Raw genomic sequence first — 17060 nt, 5'->3', positions numbered from 1 at the left:
AGGGCTGCATCTTTCGATATTATTGTAGAATGAGAGTAGCTCTAATTTGTTTTCTTAGTGTTCGAGATTATTATACCCATGGCGAACTCATCACCATGGAACAATCTCAGCTAATAAAAAATTTTAATTTCTCATTCGCAGTTATATTTGTTGTTAAAGAACTTTGTTTCTTCCCTAAACTTGCGGCTCGAAAGGCAAATGCCGTTCTACTCGAAAGTTTCGGTTACTGACCTAAAAACGGCCAGAAGACCAAAATACAAAATCGACCCGGCCAGTCAAACCGTTTTTATAGAAATTTTACAAATCTATCCTTTTTGAATTTTGAAATCCGCGATTTTAATGCGACATAAGTTGAACCAAAATTTATAGGAATTCCGATACTTTCAGGCACTTTGGGACATAGATTCAATTCATTATAATATATTAATATAGCCCTAAAAAGGAAATGTAATCCATAATAAACTATAGAACACCAGCAATCAAAATCCCAAGTAAAACTGGGATACATTTGGACAAAAGATCACCTACAGAAAAACTCAGAACTTCATAATAATCGAAGATCAATTAAATAAATATAATATTTCATTTACAATTCGGAATAAATTCAAACAGTTTCAACTCAGTTTCACTCCATTTAGGCGAGCCGGCGTCGACAGGATACAAAGAACGCAAACATCGATCCATTCTCTCGTCAAAGTACCCTCCCCTTTTTCGATATACTTCGCTCTTCAGCATTTCTTCATAATCGATTAAGTAATCGATATTATTTGATCTTAAATAATCGAATAAGGTATTCTTTTTAATGTAAGGAAAGACCTCATCATTTGCTAACCCATCGATATTAATCACTGGTATTCTTGAAAAGTAACTGATAATACCTGCATTCCATGCCGCAACCTTAGTGAATTTTTTATCTTTTAGAAAAAGCCCTGCACGCAACATTCCAATTTGATGTGGCCATCTAATGCTGAGAAATTTTGCCTTGTCTACATAAAGATAACCGAAAAGGACCAAAAATGCCGGAATCAATAAACGTTTTCTAAACAAAAAGACGCCGATTGCGGCGAGCATGATGCCCATCGGTACGATAAGATTAGCTGAATACCAAACATTTGCTCCTCGAGAATTAAATCGATAGAAGAAAACATATCCAACCACCGTAAAAAAACAGGAGAAAGCCAAAATTAAAGAAGGATAATAATTAGATCGATTCTTCGACTTAATGAACTTTCGCCAAGAGTATACTACTAAGACAGGAAATGATAATAATACGGCAATTTGGACCCACTTACCCAACTTTGCAAAGAAGGGAAGAAAAATAGAACCAACCAAACCTATCACCGGCAAAACGGAATGGCCCTCGAGAGCAGACCAATACAATTTTACCTGAGCACTCCCTTGAGAGAAATGGCCCGATATAAAGAAATTTTGTAATAGAATAATAAAAACGCCAATAACTGCCCCGGCTAAAACAATTGCGCTTCGTTTCAAACTTTTACTTTTAAAGCGAAGTGAACTGATCAAAAAGGCAGAAAATACAACACCTGGCAATAGCCCGAAATCAGACCTAGATAAAGATCCGAATACGCCCAAGAGAAAAAGCCAAATTGTATCAGATAAGGATAAATCCTTATCTTGTGTAGAAAAATATAGCGAAGATGCTGAGAAAAACAAAACAAGCCAGGATTCCATCATTGCAGTACTCTGCATAATCGCCGTAAAAGTAAAGAATGGGGCCACAGCTAACATAATAGAACTTTTACCAAAAAAGTTCTCAGCAACCCGTGCGGTAAAATAAGCGGACAGCCCCATAAAAACGGAAGCTAATCCACCAATTATCAAAAATAAATTTCTCCAATTGATATCACCGACGATCGAGTATATAAAAACTAAAATATATCCATATAAAAAATGAAAACCAGTAGTAACCGAAACCCCATCGAAAGTCCAAATGCCTTCCGAAACCCGGTGCCTTGCCATCTGAATATAATAGAAAGCATCATCAGGAATCACTCCAATCAACGCCGCATCGGAGGAGTTATAAAAAAATAGAACACGAAAAATCATTCCAATGAATACAAAAGATCCTGCGACAATCGGCGCCCATCCGGACAAAGGAATATTCACTATGCAGACCCCATAGAAATAGAATTATCAAACAACATTCTCCATATCAAACCTTCATGTCAAATTACTATCCTTAGAAAACCCCAAAAGTATCCTTACTGCGAGCAAATCTAACTAGTTGAGCTTCTTCTAAAACCTTTGAAAATGTCTTGTGAGTGAAAGTAAAAGGGCTATCTTGACCAAAAGCCGAAATGAAACTCCGCCGTTCTCTTAATCTTTACGATTCCATTTCTCTCATGTTCAGCTCTATGGTCGGACCGGGGATTTTTATCACTACGGGCTATATACTGACCCAAACCGCCAATCCGAATTGGGCACTCCTCTGTTGGATCTTGGGTGGGTTGCTCGCAATCGCAGGTGCGATGAGTTATGCGAAATCGGCGAGCATCTTTCCGTATGCTGGAGGAGATTATGTTTATCTAAAGGAGGCCTACTCTCCTATCGTTGCGTTTTCGAGCGGCTGGCTTTCTTTGTCTGTGAATTTTTCGGCATCTATCTCTCTTTCCGCAATTGCTTTCTCTAAATCGTTTTTAACCTTATTTAATCCCAGTTGGGACATTTATTTCTTAGAGTCCAAGTTTTTAGGCATCACATTCTCCCTGGGTATAGCTCAAATCATAGGGATCTCCACGATCTTATTTTTTACGATCGTGAACTTTTTCGGTATCGGATTCGCTTCTCGTATCCAAAATTTTTTCACTACTTTCAAAATTTTGGGTTTAGTCGCTTTCGTGACTCTGGGTTTTACTATAGGAAATTATAATATTCAAAATTTTGAATCTTTTTCTCTGATCCCTTCCGATCTTCAGGGATGGAATCTTTTACTTGCAGGAGCGATCCCGGTCACCTTTTCTTATTTGGGCTGGAATATGATCACTTACGTAGCAGAAGAAGTAAAGGATCCGGAGAAGAATATTTACAAAGCAGTGATCGTTTCCTGCATTTTAGTGACTCTTCTTTATGTTCTGATCAATTTTCTGTATTTGAGCTCTGCTCCTGTCCAATTTTTGGCGGGAGACGAGAAGATCGGTGTGACTGCTTCCGGATTTTTATTCGGAAATGGTGTGAATATCCTGATCACTGCATTTATTTGCTGGGTATTCCTAGGCGGAATTTCCGCTTATATCATCGGCGGTTCCAGGATCTATTTTGCTATGGCAAGAGACGGATTCTTCTTTCCGAGTATGGCCAAATTACATTCTAAATATCATAGCCCTTATAAGTCTTTGATCTTTCAGTTTTTGTATGCTTGTCTTTTTTGTTTTGTAAAAGAGATAGAATCACTTTTATATCTGATCACTTGCTCCACACTATTACTTGCAACGATCACCGCTTACACTCCTGTCATTTTCGAAAAAAGACATTTAAAAAATGAATTTAAGATACCAGGCTATCCTTATTCAACCTATCTATATATACTTTCTAATATTCTGATTATTGCAACATTGCTATACAACAAAAGTGCAGAAGCTCTTTGGGGTTTTGGGTTCACTCTATTCTCTATTCCGCTCTATTATTATTTCAAACTTTCTAAAAAATCTCAACCGATCCCGACGGAAACTATCTCCGAACCTGCATTGGAAGCCGGCGGTTTAAGTTTACTTCCTGAAAACGAACCGGTTCCTGTAGGCAGCGGAGATCCCGCTTAAGTTTCTGCCTTGGAACTTTCGCCTAAAAACAAACTCAGACTTCATCGATACTTGGGGATTATTTCCTTAAGTTTTCTTTTTTCTCGTCCGTTTATCATTCTATTCCAATTTCCTGATATTCAAAATTTCGAATACTTCTCCGCATATACCGGAAGAATTGGAGCTATCTTCGGAGTTTTAGTATTCATTAGCGGAGGAGGTTTAGGTAAATATCTAGATGAGAAGAAGTCAAGAGTTGCGGAAATTCATACAATCATAATGCTTGCAGGTCTGACCATGCAAGTTCCTGTACTTGCAGAAGTGGAAATTCTTCTAGTCCCGAACCTGATCTCTTATCTAGGGTGCGGGTTCCTGATCTGGGGCTGGATCCTGGGCAGAAGAGTTTTTATAAACAGAAAAAGAATCCTTCCGTTTTAAACATCTATAGGAAGCAAGAAACCCGAAGGAACATTTTGGGAAAACAAAATCAAATTTTCAAGAATTCGAAAGTATATTCTTTCGGAAAGAATATGCAAATTGAGAGATATCCCCTTCTTTCCAACGATTTTTATCGTAGTTTATATTGATTGCCATTCTGTTTTCGTAAGTAGTCACCGTCGTGAAAACTGTTTGGGTCAAAGCAGGATGGACCGTAAAAGAAAGTTCTTTTACTTTTATTTCATCCGATGCCAAAACAGGGATAATTCCCACATTGCTCAGCAAACTGGCTTGAGGATTCCGATTCATGAGTAATTGGAAAAGTTTTAGCCCATCTTCTTTTTCCAAAAATTGTTCCGAAGGAGGAAGTAATTCGTAAAATGCTCTACCTTCCCTTCTTCCAATACGAGCTCTTACATCATTCATGATTGCTTTTGCTTTAATATCAAATGGATCTCTAATATTCACCGGAGTAGTGAATAGAGAGATATAAAGTCCTAATGCGGAATCCGGCACCGGATGACTCAAATGAGGCCTTAAGTCCGCTGGAGTAGAAAGATATAATACTCCTTCTTGGCCTTTGTCAAAAAAATCTGCGAGCGCAGTTACTTGAGAAGCGCCTAAGATCCCATGAAGGGATATCTTTTTTTGTTTAGAAGTTTTTAAGATAGAATTTACATCTTCTTCTTCTAAATAAAAACTAATGATCTCAGGATCTTGTTCTTCTTTTTTGCGAGAGAATTGAGGAATCGTCAAAGGTTTCTCAGGTTTAGGCTCACCTTTGTATAATTCTTCCGCAGGATATAATTCCATTAAGGAAGAATATTCCGAATCTTCCTCAATTTCGTCCGCTTCTCCCGTGCTAGCTCTTAGTACATCTAAAAGAAATCTGCAACCTGATCTTCCATCTCCGATGCTATGATGAAAGATAACACCGATCGCAAACTTTGAATTTCCGGAAGTATAAAATATAGTTCTGATTAAAGGAGAATCTCCCAATTCAAAAAGTCGGATCGTTTCCTTAGCTAATTTGGATTTCCAATCAGGAGAATAGAAATCTTTTTGGATGGGGATTTTTTTGTCCGAGGTTGCAAAGTATAAATGAGAATCTTGTCCGGCCTGTTTTAAGATCTGAACCTTAGCTAACGCATGTTTGTTTTGGATAAGGTCCAGGGCTTTACGTAAACTTTCTTCCGAAAAAGAACCTTCGCCTTCTGCCATTACGCAGAAGTTCATAGAGGAGGCGCGGTCATATAACCAGAAATTTGCCTCCGCTTGGTCTAAGGATCGAATGAACTGACCCTGGGGTCTTTCGGATTCTTTTAAATTTTGCATGCCATTTCCGACTTTAAAGTACTAGGCCGGAATCGCAATACCATCCATTTCTTCTTTTTGGTAACGATTCGCCCTTGTCATACTTTCAAAGTCGTTAAAACGAATTCCATATTTTTTTAAGAATGGTTTTACTTTAGGGGCGACTGCTTGTCGTAGATAGAACGGCTGTGTTACCACAAAATGATGGATACCATGTGTGGCTCCAAAATTAAAGCAGAACAAATGTAAAGGTAATATCCACCAAGAATCCAACACTTGGGTCTGTTGGTATAAACTCTTCACATCTCCGTAATAATGCATATTAGAAGATACGATCTGTATGGCAGATTGTCTGAGCCAACAAGGGATCAAATATACCACCGCTGCAGTATTTAAGAAATTATGAATGTAGGCAGTAGTTCCAGTTTCTTGTATAGGACTTCCTAATGACCAATTGATCAACGAAATCATTCCCCAGATCAAGAATGAATACCAAAGAAGAAGGTACACTAAACGATAAGGTCCCTTGATCGGTTTGGCTTTTATTTTTGCAAGGTATCGGATCGCGTCTTTTCTGATCTTAGGTCCTTGTAGAACGACTGCCATGATCGGATCTATCATTACGAGTATTCGTCTGATACCCCAAGGCATTCCATTACTGATAAATCTTTCTTCTATATCTTCTATATTTCCTGAAAGTTTATGATGAAGAAGGTGGATCTCTTTTCTAAACCAAGGATTGACTGTATTTGCGCGGAATAACCAGACCATCCAGAATAGAAAATTCTGCATCTTGGGATTTTCTTTAAAATAAATACTGTGGATTAAGTCATGCTCCATCTCATGTAGAAAGGAAGCCAAGATTCCATTCCCTATTATACAAGCCCAGAATGGAATAATATCCATTATATACAAACTTCCGAGTACGATCATTCCGAAAGCGGAGCCGATAGTGATCGAAAATCCGATCGCGTCTTGGTGTTTTAAAAATGAGAAACGTTTTCTGAGTTTAGAATCCGAACGGCGGATCCATTTGATGATACGTTTTGTTTTTTCTTTTTCGGTAAATCTATCCGAAATGTTTTTTCGCTCAAGGGTAAGGGAACTCATATCCACTCCGATGTAACTGATGGAAGGAATTATACGCAATATCCCAGATCCGTCGTTCCATTCTATAAACCGAAACCGTAGGATCGGTTTCAATTGATAGGATGGGACCGATCTTTAAGAATTTTTCTCCCTATATTCGGATGGAGGAACTCCCACTTCTTTCTGAAATGCCCTGTGGAAGGAGGTTTTACTCCTAAATCCCACCTCATAGGCAATATCCAGGACAGAAGACTCCTTGTTTTTAGTAAGCAGCTCGCAAGCCTCTCGGATCCTATACTCGTTTACGAATGCTGAAAAATTTTTGCCCATTTCTTGGTTGATCAGTTCCGAAAGTTGGTGAGAAGAAAGTCCTAACTCATCCGCAAGACTTGCCAAACTCAGGTCCTCGTCTTTGTATAATTTTTCGACTTCCATCTCTTTTAATAAATTTTCTCTGAGTGTAACTAGATCCATTCCTTGGAGTAAGGAGCGGGAATATTTTTGGAAGGTAGCTCTTGCAACCTCTTGCAAATTTTGGAAATAAGCAGGGTACCTTCTGCCAATTAAATACGAAACACAAAGACTTAAGCCCATCATAGAAGCGCTGACTAACAGAAAGAGTGGATTCTTGCCTATTAGAAAAAAAGCACCTACCGAATGGTTTGCGATCGTAGCAAGAATGATATAAAGTAGGACCCTTGCGGTCCATTCTTCTTTCAAAACATTCGGTTTAAATAATATTCTGCTCCCTCTCAACAATCCGGCAATATAGGTGGCAAGTACGAGTAATGGGATCAGAAAAACCAGATCGAATGCACTTCTTGTTTCCGAGAATGTTCGTATGCCGTCGCTAATCGTATCAGAATCCGGAACAAAACTTAAAAAATATAAAATCCAGATGATCCCAGGCAAAATGGAATGTTTTGGACTTAAACCCAGCGTAGATTTTTCGAATTCTGAATTTTGGATAATTTTATGGATTCCATATAAAATGGGGCCTATGGAACCCAAGACCGGAACATGAAGAAGTACAATTCTAGGAAAAGAAGAAGAAAGCCCGAATACGTAAAATAAACAGGTGCCTTGTAATAAACCTAAGCATACGAACAACAAAGAAAGTAAACGATTGAGAGCCGTTTTTCTTTCTAAAATATTCTGCCCGATACATAATAAGGCTCCTAGATACGTTCCGAAGATCGCAAAAGAAACTAAAATCCAGAATACCGGAGAATGAGAAATTTGTTCCGGAAGATAAATCGGAAGATTAGACATCCAAGGCTTTATCTACTATCTATCGGAGTTGTCAACCTTCTGTAAGGCCTCTATTTTGATTGGGAAACGAAATTAGTTTCTATTAAAAAGCGAAGAAGTTCGACATCAAATTCAGAAAAACAAAAGACATATAATCCAAAGAGTAGACTATGTGGTCTACTCGCTACGGAGAATTTTATGAAATCGTATACTTATATCCAAATTGAAAAGAAAGGTCCTGTGTTTTGTATCGCACTCAATCGTCCGGATGCCAGAAACGCGATGAATACGCAAATGATCATGGAGTTAAGCGATGCTCTCACTGTTTACGAAGATGATCCAAATTCAAGATGTGCAGTCTTGTATGCGAATGGTCTTCATTTCACTTTCGGTTTAGAATTGGAAGATGTTGCAAAATCCATCATTGATCAAGGCAGGAATTTTTTCCAAAAAGGAAATATCAACCCTTGGGATACAGGAGGAACAGGTAGAGTTCGCAAAAAACCTTTGATCACAGCGGTTCATGGGTTTTGCCTAACTTTAGGAATTGAATTGATGCTTGCTTCCGATATAGCACTCGCCGCAGAGAAAACCGTATTTGCTCAAATGGAAGTGCAAAGAGGAATTTTACCATTTGGCGGAGCCACAATCCGATTCGTAAGAGCTTCCGGTTGGGGTAACGCGATGAAATATATTCTAACAGGAGATACTTTCGACGCTACTGAAGCATATCGGATCGGAATTGTACAGGAAGTTCTACCTAAAAAGGAATTATTAATAAGAGCAATAGAGCTCGCTGAAAAAATTTGCGCCCAGGCTCCGAAAGCAATCGATGCAGTTCTGGCAAACGCACGAAAAGCAATCGAAGTGGGAAATTTAGAGGCAATAGATGATTTAGTGCCGTTGGTAACCGATTGTTTAAAATCGGAAGATGGCCAAGAAGGTATCCGCTCCTTATTGGAGAAAAGAACCGCCGTTTTTAAAGGAAAATAGTATTTTAACTTTTCTGAATATATTGTTTTAGCTAAGATCCATATTTAGTTTGCATTCCTAACGAACAATATTCGGATTCAGGGAATTCTACTTGCCTTCGCGTATCTTTCTTCGAGTTTAGCAAGATCCGAGGGATCATAAATGGATTTTAGCCTAAGTTCCGATGAACAAGAGTTCACAGAATCGTTTCGTAATTTTTGTAAAAAGGAGATCAGCCCATTTGCGGAAGAAGCGGATAAAACGAAGGAACTTCCCGGATCCCATTATCTCAAGCTAGGAGAAGCCGGTTACCTAGGTCTTTTGCATGAAGAAGAATTCGGCGGACAGGGTGCAGGAGTTTTCTTAAGCACCTTGGCAATGGAGATCATTTCCGAATCTTGTGGTTCTACTTTTTTCAGTGCGGGTGCCTCTGCAGGTTTATTCGGACTTCCTATTAAACATTTTGGAACCCCAGAACAAAAGAAAAAATATCTACCTGATATTATCTTGGGCAAAACAATCGGCTCCTTAGGAGTTACGGAACCTGACGGCGGTTCCGACGTTTCAGGACTTTCTTCCCTTGCTAAAAAATCAGGTAAAGATCGTTATATTCTCTCCGGTCAAAAAACTTTTATCACAAATGCGCCGAATGCGGACTATTGTTTGGTCCTTGCAAGAACCCAAGACGAAACAGGAAAAGAAAAAGGGCTCACTCATTTTATAGTCGATCTGAATTCCAAAGGTATCTCCAGATCTGCAGCAATGGATAAGATGGGACTAAAAGCATCTCCTACCGGTGCATTATTCTTTGAAGATGTAGAAGTTCCTGAGGAAAATATCTTAGGTAAATTGGGAAAAGGTTTTAGACAAACCATGCAGACTTTTAATGCGGAAAGACTTTCTTTAGCCGCTTATTCATTAGGAGTTATGAAGGCTTGTTTAGATGAATCTAAATCTTTCTCCGCTTCTCGAAAAAGTTTCGGCAAATCGATTTACCAGCACCAAGGTGTTGCGTTTATGCTCGCAGAAATTTATTCCAAATACGAGGCGGCTAAGTGGCTCACATATAACACTGCTTGGGAAATGGAAAAAATAGAATCGGAAGGAAAACCAAGTATGAGTCTTTCCGGAAAATGCGCCGCTTGTAAATTATTCGCAACTACAGCAGCAAGGGAAGTTACAAATCTTGCAGTACAAATTCATGGTGGTGCGGGATATATGGACGAGTACAAAGTATCTCGCCTCTATAGAGACACTCGATTGGGAGAGATAGGTGGAGGAACAAGCGAGATCCAGAAATTGATCATCTCCGGAAGTATCATGAAGGAATCTTAATATCCTTCTTCGGAAATGGAATGTAAACCGATCGGATCTATAATTTCAATCCGGTTTTTAGAGCTGGAAATAAATCCTTCCTGCTTTAAATTTCGAAGTTCTCTGACGATTACTTCTCTTACGGTTCCGATTGAGTCCGCAAGATTTTGTTGGGACAAATTGACAAATAAAAAGGGAGCAATATCTCCACTTATTGCGTTTAATAATAAATGACGAGCGAGCCTTTGTCTAATCCCAGTAAAACTAGCTCCATACAATTCACGAAGTGCAGCGTATGCCCTTCTTGCACATTCTTCAGCAAATAACCAAGCGAGTTCGGCGGATTTTTTTCCGTATGTTCTCAAATCCTGAAAAGATAAGGCGAGCACTTCGGAATCGGTCACTGCTTGGACGAAAGTCTCTTCAGGCTGACCGGTTTTTTCTTCCGGTGTTAGAGCTCCTACAAGGCCCATCATATCCCCTTGCTTAGTATAGCGAACAGTAGTCTGTCTCCCCGATTCTGCAAAAAGATACATTCTAAAAAATCCGCTGACCACAAGCCCTGCATAGTCCGGGTCTCCCGGATTTTTTGGGATCATCTGGCCTGCTTTGAATTTTATCAGAATCCCTTTCTTAAGCAAAGGTTGGTATACCTCCTGTTCTAAAGAGGAGAAGATGCTTAACTCCAGAGCTTTTGAAACTTCTTTCGAAAATTCCATACTTTACTTTTTTTCCTGCCGAATGGAACAAAAGTCCCAGGAGATTTATAAAGTTCCATGTATCTTAGATCTAGACAAATCGGAAATCCATAAATTCCGAAATGTAGAGGTTTAAAATGTCGAATCATATTCAAAAGATTATTTTTGGGAGCCTATTATCTTTCTCTCTTATAATTTGTACGGATTGTTTTTTAGGGGCCCCTATGAATAAACAGCCACAAATCTGGATAAATCCTAAATCCGATCTAAAATTTAAAAATTGGGAAGAAGTTTTTTCCAAACCTAGTCGTTTAGAAGTGACTGCTTTTCTAACTGGGCAGGTTTTTACAGGGCCTTTCATTCTGATCGATTCCGATCATCCCAAAACTCCGGAAGAACAAAAGAAAGACCAATGGGTTCCTGTACTTAGCTATTTAGTGAAACATCCTGAAAAAGGATATTTTCTTTTAGATTCAGGGGTACCGGAAGTAGATTCAAACAATAGATGCGATTTCAATCTGCTATTAGGTTTATTTAATACCAAATGTCAGTCCGAAAAAGGTCGTAATGTCGCAGGTCAATTGGAAACATTAAAAATTCCGAATAAAGATCTGAATTTCGTTTTAGCGTCTCATTTACACTGGGATCATATCGGAGGGATGGAAGCTCTCAGAAAAAGAGGTCCGATCAAGGTATTAATCTCGGAGGAAGAAGCCGAAGATGCGAGTAAGGCTTTCTCCATTTTCCACGGTTATTCCTCCACTGCACTTTCTTTTGATTTCGATCTTTCCACTCTTCCAAAAGATAAATTTTTTGAAATGCCGATCCTTGGCTCTGTGTACGATCTTTATGGAGACGGATCCGTTTGGGTTATATCAGCTACAGGCCATACGGAAGGAGAAATCGCGGTCCTTTTAAATGCTACTAGTGGTCCTTTATTATTTACCTTCGACTCATCTCACCTAAAGGCAGGATTCGAAAATGAAGTTCCACCAGGAGCTACAACCAATAAGGAGAAAAGTACAGATATTATCCGCAGAATGAATACCTTCTCTAAAAAATTTTCGAAAGTGAAAGTGATTTACGGACATGAACCAACACAATGGAAGGGAGATCCGATCGTTAGTTTAGCAAAATAATCTAAGGATCCCGAAATTCAGATCATTAGGGAGAAGAAGACGAGCCCGCTTCTTTTCCCAATTTTTCTTCCAAATATTTATTAATCTCAGGATCGTTATCTTCTATTAATTGCCAAAAGGAAAATCCGCGGATCTTATACTTATCCAATATTTTCATCTTCTTCTCGAAAGCACTTCTGTTCATATAGAATGCCACACGATCACAACCACCCATTCTATACCAAAGAGAAGGATCCGAATACACATGGCCTTGATGCCTATATAAATAAGGTCTGAGATAAGTCCAATCTGCGGCCTTTGGTTGAGTTTTAAAAATTTCTAATACGTCTGTAGGCTCTTCTTTTCTTGGAGCCATTTTTTCTCGGATCCATTTTGCCCTGGAATAATAGACTGATTTTGTTTCAGCCTGGCAATGTAGGGCCCAATCATATCCATAAGTTGGAATCGCCATATACAGTTTTTCGTTCGGAATACGAGCAACCGCATATTCTAAAATTTTATCGATCCACCAATCAGGTGCCTGTGGTCCCGGCCCCGGAAAACCTTGTTTGCGGGGATGTAATTCATAGGCCATAATTTTGATCTTATCCGCAACCTTTCCCAAAAACTCATAGTCATGGGTTAATTGTCCTCTATAAGCTTCATAAAAATCCACTTGGATGGGAGATTTAAGACCTTTGCAAGGATAGACGGAAGGTTTTTCCGCGACAGTTTTAGGATGGATCGCTACTGATAAAATTTTTCCCTTTTTATGCAGTTCGTCGCGAAGAAGTATTAGAAATTCCTGAAATACTTCCTTCTTTTCACAGGTCATTCCTTCATAGTCAATATCGATTCCGTCATATCCGTAAGTATCTATCTCTTTCAGAATATTTTGGATATGAAGATCTCTAATTTTGATATTACCGTTCAGGCCGATCACGTCCGAAACTTTTTCAAAATCGTTTTCCCAACGAAAGATTGTGGGAATGATCAAAGTACGCGGAGACATTAGTCTTAACCAACGGATCCTTTCGTCTATCTCGTCCTTCTTCCAAACAGAAAGTATCCGTCCTGTATTACTACGTCCACCTTCCAAATTATATAAAAATGGATGGATCTCATCATATAGATGAACATACTTCATCATCGCATAAAAGTCTTGGGACCAAGTCGAAGCCAATAGGCGGCCTTCCGGAGCTGCAGGAGGCACAACTTTTTGGGACTCCTTAGGTTGTTCCAAAAAACAGGCAGCTAAAACCGCAGAGAATGCTAAAATAAGGACAGGGAAAAATAACCGAGTAATAATACGTTTCAAGGTTTCCGAGGTTTTTACAAATAGAAACGATGACAAGTCGGAAAACAAACCCATAAAGAAGTCACCTCGAAAGATGGAATACAAAAAAGATTTCAGCCCATTACAACTCAATTTAGGCATCCAATACTCCGAAATCGCGCCTTGCACTGAGCTCATCTCTTCCATCGCATACTATTGGGAATTCAGTTCTCAGCTCTCCATTCCAAGCCAATACCAAGTCGTTCCTGATGCCTGCGTGGACTTGATCTTGAATATAAACTCTAATGGTCCTATTTTAATTTCACTCTCCCCTATCTCCTTGGAAAACTTTCCGATCCAACCTGGTGACCGTTGGTTCGGGATACGATTTTTACCTTCTGGAATTCGTAGATTTTTTAAGATGGATTTAGGAGAACTTAAAAGCCAAACTTCTATATTTCATGAAATATTTCCAACGGAAGCCAAGGAGTTAGAAGAAAAATTAAGAATTTCTAATTCTTTTTTCAATCGGATCAAAACATGTGATCTTTATTTTTCGGAACTTTTAAAGAAGAAGGGCCTGGAAACTGATCAAAGGATCCAAACTTCTCTACAAGAAATATATTCAGATTTTCAAAAACCCACTGAAAAATTAGGATTTCAAATTTCTTCCAGACATCTTAGAAGATTATTTTCAGCGAATATTGGACTTTCTCCAAAGGAATTTGCAAAAGTCCTGAGATTCCAAGCTGCTCTTAGAAATTGGAAAGAAAACGGCTCTTTGGAAATAGGAGAAGGTTTTTATGACCAATCCCATTTTATCAAGGATTGGAAAAAATTCACAGGTCTTACACCTTCTTCTTTGCGTAAATTCCACTAACACTTTGTCCGATTTTTACAATCCGTATCTTAAGTTTCAGGTTAAATTTCAAGACATAGGAGAAACTTATGAAATTAAATCCAGGAATAGTCACAAGTAAACTGAAGGAAACCAAAGAATTCTACGTAGTCAAATTAGGATTTCAGATCGTTTTTGAGAATGATTGGTATATTCTACTTTCTACACCGAACGGAAAACATGAAATTTCCTTTCTGCTTCCAAATCTTCCGAGCCAACATTCCGCATTTCAGAAAGAATATTCAGGATTTGGAATGTATATCACGATTGAGACAGAGGATGTAGATTCTCTTTATTCGGAACTGAAAAAGAAAAACTTACCTTTTCTATTGGATCTTAAAGAAGAAGAATGGGGAGACAGGCATTTTGCGATATCTGATCCGAACGGGATCGGGATTGATTTCGTAAAATATACGCCTGTGAGCGCTTAGATAGACATTCCGTTTTTCTTGAGTATGTCCAAGGCAGTTTGTCTTAGGATAGGATGGACCACAAAATCTTCCGGATCCGGAGCCTTTCTTTCGGGTTCGGGAGTTTTGAACTTATCAGGTCCGATCCATTGAGAAAGTGCCCATAACATTCTTTGGAAAATTTCGTCGATCCTTCTCTGATACCCCGCCTTCTTATAATAACCGTAGGCGAGAATAGGAAGTTTTTTTTCGAACATGAAATGGTCTCCTAAACGAATCAGCCCGTCCTTATATTCCGTTTTCAGAAAACATTCCCTGGCTTTTCGGATATCACCTTCATTGAAGGCCTGATTTCCCTGGCGAATCAGTTCCATTCTTTCTTTAGGATCCATAGTTTTACTATCGTCAGGTTTCACGATTTCGCAAGGCTTTTTAGCTCCTTCTTCCCTTCTGAAAACGGAAACGAAACAAAAAATCTTGTATAGTAGCCGAGTTCCCCATCATTTGTCTTTGTATGAGTACTTTAAAAGCGGGGTCCAAGGCCCCTAGTTTTACGACCCTAAACCAAGACGGGGAAAAGGTCTCTCTCAAGGATCTGGCGGGAAAAAACGGTTTGGTATTATATTTTTATCCTAAGGACCAGACCCCAGGTTGCACTACCGAGGCCTGCGATTTTAGGGATAATTTTGCGAGACTAAAAAAAGAAGGTTATAACGTAGTAGGTGTCTCTAAAGACTCAGTGAAGTCCCACCAGAAATTTATCGAAAAACAAGAACTCAATTTTACTCTTCTCTCCGACGAGGACGGAAGTATCTGTGAGGCCTACGGAGTCTGGCAGTTAAAAAAGTTTATGGGAAGAGAATTTATGGGAATTCTCAGAACCACATTCCTGATCGGAACAGATCTGAAAATTTTGAAAGTTTATCCGAAAGTAAGCGTGAAAGGTCACGTGGATGAGATACTCGGAGATATCAAGGCGTTGGGCAAAAAATGAAGATAGAAAAATCAAAAATCAATTATAACATCGGGAAGAACACTTCCAAAAATATTTATAAAGTAATCCCGGTTACAAAAGACAATCTGCCCAAAGAATTAGAGACCAAATTTTCGGACCAGATACGTTCCGGAATATTCGCGGGAGAATCCGGACAAAGTTTTATTGATGAGTCTGAAAGAATTATCTATTTAGGCTTAGGGAATTCCAACAAGGTTAGCATTCGTTCCGTAGCTCAGATCTTCTTAAGTATCGGAGAAAAACTGCGTAAATGGGACTCGGTGGGATTAGAGATCAAACTCACAAGATTTTTGACCAAAACTCTTTCTCCTTCTTCTTTAGTTTACCAAATCGCAAATTCAATCGATCTAGGCGCATTCCCAATCAATGTTCTTACCAAAGATTTTAAAGAGAAAAAAAATAAATTCGGAAATGTAAGCTTCGTATTAGAAGATCCTAATGCGGAAAAATCCGCTAAAGTAGGCTTGGATAAGTCCAGAGCGGTAAGTAAATATGTGAACGGTGCCAGATATATCGCTCACCTTCCTGCAAATCATTTCACTCCGGAAGAATTTGTTTCTCGTTCCAAAGAAATCGCAAAAGAAGCAGGATTAAAGATCACCGTGATGGACGAGCCCCAACTTAAAAAAGAAAAGATGGGTGGTATTCTCGCAGTTTCCCAAGGTTCGGACAAAAAACCTAAGATGATCGTTTTGGAATATAACCCTCCTAAGGCAAAATCCAAAAAGAAATTAGCTCTGATCGGAAAAGGTCTCACATTCGATTCAGGCGGGATCAGCATCAAACCTGCACAAGATATGCATGAAATGAAATATGATATGTGTGGTGCCGCTGCAGTGATCCATGCGATCGGTGCCATTGCTGAACTAGGCATCTCTGTTCCGGTAATTGCAGCGATCGGAGTTGCGGAGAATATGCCGGATGCTGCCGCTTTGAAACCTGGAGATGTCTACACTGCTCATAACGGTCTCACTGTAGAAGTCCAAAACACGGATGCAGAAGGCCGTCTTGTATTAGGAGATGTTCTTTCTTACATTGGGAAAAAATACAAACCGGACTATATGGTGGATCTGGCTACCTTAACAGGTGCAATCATCATTTCCTTAGGCCACGAAGCAGCCGGAGTCATGAGTAATTCAGACAAACTGCGAGGACTTTTGGACGAGGCTTCTGCTTCTTCCGATGAAAGAACCTGGAATCTGCCTTTATGGGAAGAATACGGCGAAGATCTAAAAAGTGATATAGCAGATTTACGTAATATTGCCGGACGTCCAGGTGGAAGCCTTTCTGCAGCAAAATACTTGGAACGTTTTGTGGATTCAGGAATTGACTGGGCTCATATTGATATCGCGGGAACCGCTTGGAGAAAGAAAGCATCCGGAACTCAGATTGGGAACGGACCGAGTGGATACGGTGTAAGATTGCTTGTAGACTTGGCTGAAAAATTAGAAAAAAACCGGGGAGTTTAGTCCCCGGCAATCTTCGATTCGCACCAAAGAAGACTGATCGGTT

17 protein-coding genes are annotated in these 17060 nt (G+C 39.3%); 10 read left to right on the top strand and 7 right to left on the bottom strand.

Annotation, left to right across the window (positions count from 1 at the left end; genetic code table 11):
- Nucleotides 1-230: hypothetical protein (locus EHO58_RS19675; protein ID WP_208728797.1), on the top strand; the 230-nt coding region annotated here is incomplete at its 5' end.
- Between the two features lie 352 nt (nt 231-582).
- Here EHO58_RS19675 and EHO58_RS12530 read toward each other — a convergent pair.
- Nucleotides 583-2127: a glycosyltransferase family protein gene (locus EHO58_RS12530; RefSeq protein ID WP_135680146.1), complete on the bottom strand. Its 1545-nt coding sequence runs from the start codon at nt 2125-2127 to the stop codon at nt 583-585.
- A 191-nt stretch (nt 2128-2318) separates the two neighbouring features.
- Here EHO58_RS12530 and EHO58_RS12525 point away from each other — a divergent pair, with 191 nt between their 5' ends.
- The gene (locus EHO58_RS12525) at nt 2319-3776 is read left to right on the top strand and encodes an APC family permease (RefSeq protein ID WP_135680145.1); all 1458 of its coding nucleotides are present in this window, start codon (nt 2319-2321) and stop codon (nt 3774-3776) included.
- A 9-nt stretch (nt 3777-3785) separates the two neighbouring features.
- Entirely contained in the window at nt 3786-4193 is a 408-nt protein-coding gene (locus EHO58_RS12520) for a hypothetical protein (RefSeq protein ID WP_135680144.1), read from the top strand.
- Between the two features lie 57 nt (nt 4194-4250).
- Here the strand turns inward: EHO58_RS12520 and EHO58_RS12515 are convergent, their stop codons facing one another.
- From EHO58_RS12515 to EHO58_RS12505, 3 genes are all read right to left on the bottom strand, one after another.
- Complete coding sequence (locus EHO58_RS12515) at nt 4251-5528, bottom strand: condensation domain-containing protein (RefSeq protein ID WP_135626425.1); 1278 nt, start codon at nt 5526-5528, stop codon at nt 4251-4253.
- 21 nt (nt 5529-5549) lie between these two features.
- The gene (locus EHO58_RS12510; RefSeq protein ID WP_167483214.1) at nt 5550-6617 is read right to left on the bottom strand and encodes a fatty acid desaturase; all 1068 of its coding nucleotides are present in this window, start codon (nt 6615-6617) and stop codon (nt 5550-5552) included.
- Between the two features lie 114 nt (nt 6618-6731).
- Nucleotides 6732-7868 carry a helix-turn-helix domain-containing protein gene (locus tag EHO58_RS12505; RefSeq protein ID WP_135680142.1) on the bottom strand — a complete coding sequence of 379 codons (1137 nt, stop codon included), beginning with the start codon at nt 7866-7868 and terminating at the stop codon, nt 6732-6734.
- 177 nt (nt 7869-8045) lie between these two features.
- Here EHO58_RS12505 and EHO58_RS12500 point away from each other — a divergent pair, with 177 nt between their 5' ends.
- Nucleotides 8046-8840, top strand: a complete 795-nt coding sequence (locus tag EHO58_RS12500) for a crotonase/enoyl-CoA hydratase family protein (protein ID WP_135680141.1) — start codon at nt 8046-8048, stop codon at nt 8838-8840.
- A 141-nt stretch (nt 8841-8981) separates the two neighbouring features.
- A complete protein-coding gene (locus EHO58_RS12495) occupies nt 8982-10154 on the top strand; it encodes an acyl-CoA dehydrogenase family protein (RefSeq protein WP_135680140.1) in 1173 nt (390 codons plus the stop codon).
- On the opposite strand, the gene EHO58_RS12490 is transcribed toward EHO58_RS12495, so the two are convergent.
- Complete coding sequence (locus EHO58_RS12490; RefSeq protein WP_135680139.1) at nt 10151-10852, bottom strand: Crp/Fnr family transcriptional regulator; 702 nt, start codon at nt 10850-10852, stop codon at nt 10151-10153. The two genes, EHO58_RS12495 and EHO58_RS12490, sit on opposite strands and share 4 nt — an antisense overlap.
- Nucleotides 10853-11055: 203 nt before the next feature.
- Here EHO58_RS12490 and EHO58_RS12485 point away from each other — a divergent pair, with 203 nt between their 5' ends.
- The gene (locus EHO58_RS12485) at nt 11056-11970 is read left to right on the top strand and encodes an MBL fold metallo-hydrolase (protein ID WP_244241160.1); all 915 of its coding nucleotides are present in this window, start codon (nt 11056-11058) and stop codon (nt 11968-11970) included.
- Nucleotides 11971-11995: 25 nt separating this feature from the next.
- Here EHO58_RS12485 and EHO58_RS12480 read toward each other — a convergent pair whose 3' ends face one another.
- The gene (locus tag EHO58_RS12480) at nt 11996-13099 is read right to left on the bottom strand and encodes a glycosyl hydrolase family 18 protein (RefSeq protein WP_425269449.1); all 1104 of its coding nucleotides are present in this window, start codon (nt 13097-13099) and stop codon (nt 11996-11998) included.
- Between the two features lie 241 nt (nt 13100-13340).
- Between EHO58_RS12480 and EHO58_RS12475 the strand changes: the two genes are divergently transcribed.
- Together EHO58_RS12475 and EHO58_RS12470 are read left to right on the top strand one after the other, a co-directional pair.
- Entirely contained in the window at nt 13341-14105 is a 765-nt protein-coding gene (locus EHO58_RS12475) for a helix-turn-helix domain-containing protein (protein ID WP_135680137.1), read from the top strand.
- A gap of 68 nt (nt 14106-14173) precedes the next feature.
- On the top strand, nt 14174-14554 hold the full coding sequence (locus EHO58_RS12470) for a VOC family protein (RefSeq protein WP_135680136.1): 381 nt from the start codon (nt 14174-14176) through the stop codon (nt 14552-14554).
- On the opposite strand, the gene EHO58_RS12465 is transcribed toward EHO58_RS12470, so the two are convergent.
- Nucleotides 14551-14925 (bottom strand): hypothetical protein, encoded by a 375-nt coding sequence (locus tag EHO58_RS12465; RefSeq protein WP_100725349.1) that lies wholly within the window; start codon nt 14923-14925, stop codon nt 14551-14553. The two genes, EHO58_RS12470 and EHO58_RS12465, sit on opposite strands and share 4 nt — an antisense overlap.
- A gap of 122 nt (nt 14926-15047) precedes the next feature.
- Between EHO58_RS12465 and bcp the strand changes: the two genes are divergently transcribed.
- Entirely contained in the window at nt 15048-15527 is a 480-nt protein-coding gene (gene bcp, locus EHO58_RS12460; RefSeq protein ID WP_135680135.1) for a thioredoxin-dependent thiol peroxidase, read from the top strand.
- Nucleotides 15524-17017 (top strand): leucyl aminopeptidase, encoded by a 1494-nt coding sequence (locus EHO58_RS12455; RefSeq protein ID WP_135626415.1) that lies wholly within the window; start codon nt 15524-15526, stop codon nt 17015-17017. Before bcp ends, EHO58_RS12455 begins: the two co-directional genes overlap by 4 nt.
- The last annotated feature ends 43 nt before the right edge of the window (nt 17018-17060 follow it).

Origin of the sequence: Leptospira selangorensis (genome assembly GCF_004769405.1) — a bacterium.
Lineage (GTDB): Bacteria > Spirochaetota > Leptospiria > Leptospirales > Leptospiraceae > Leptospira_B > Leptospira_B selangorensis.
The sequence above is the reverse complement of the archived record's forward strand: the minus strand, read 5'-3'. Positions and strand labels throughout refer to the sequence as shown.

Coding starts and splice junctions, on each gene's coding strand:
- EHO58_RS12485 (WP_244241160.1), top strand. CDS start 11,056: ATGAATAAACAGCCACAAATCTGGATAAATCCTAAATCCGATCTAAAA.
- EHO58_RS12500 (WP_135680141.1), top strand. CDS start 8,046: ATGAAATCGTATACTTATATCCAAATTGAAAAGAAAGGTCCTGTGTTT.
- EHO58_RS12505 (WP_135680142.1), bottom strand. CDS start 7,868: ATGTCTAATCTTCCGATTTATCTTCCGGAACAAATTTCTCATTCTCCG.
- EHO58_RS12490 (WP_135680139.1), bottom strand. CDS start 10,852: ATGGAATTTTCGAAAGAAGTTTCAAAAGCTCTGGAGTTAAGCATCTTC.
- EHO58_RS12455 (WP_135626415.1), top strand. CDS start 15,524: ATGAAGATAGAAAAATCAAAAATCAATTATAACATCGGGAAGAACACT.
- EHO58_RS12465 (WP_100725349.1), bottom strand. CDS start 14,925: ATGGATCCTAAAGAAAGAATGGAACTGATTCGCCAGGGAAATCAGGCC.
- EHO58_RS12495 (WP_135680140.1), top strand. CDS start 8,982: ATGGATTTTAGCCTAAGTTCCGATGAACAAGAGTTCACAGAATCGTTT.
- bcp (WP_135680135.1), top strand. CDS start 15,048: ATGAGTACTTTAAAAGCGGGGTCCAAGGCCCCTAGTTTTACGACCCTA.
- EHO58_RS12515 (WP_135626425.1), bottom strand. CDS start 5,528: ATGCAAAATTTAAAAGAATCCGAAAGACCCCAGGGTCAGTTCATTCGA.
- EHO58_RS12480 (WP_425269449.1), bottom strand. CDS start 13,099: ATGATGAAGTATGTTCATCTATATGATGAGATCCATCCATTTTTATAT.
- EHO58_RS12470 (WP_135680136.1), top strand. CDS start 14,174: ATGAAATTAAATCCAGGAATAGTCACAAGTAAACTGAAGGAAACCAAA.
- EHO58_RS12475 (WP_135680137.1), top strand. CDS start 13,341: ATGGAATACAAAAAAGATTTCAGCCCATTACAACTCAATTTAGGCATC.
- EHO58_RS12525 (WP_135680145.1), top strand. CDS start 2,319: ATGAAACTCCGCCGTTCTCTTAATCTTTACGATTCCATTTCTCTCATG.
- EHO58_RS12510 (WP_167483214.1), bottom strand. CDS start 6,617: ATGAGTTCCCTTACCCTTGAGCGAAAAAACATTTCGGATAGATTTACC.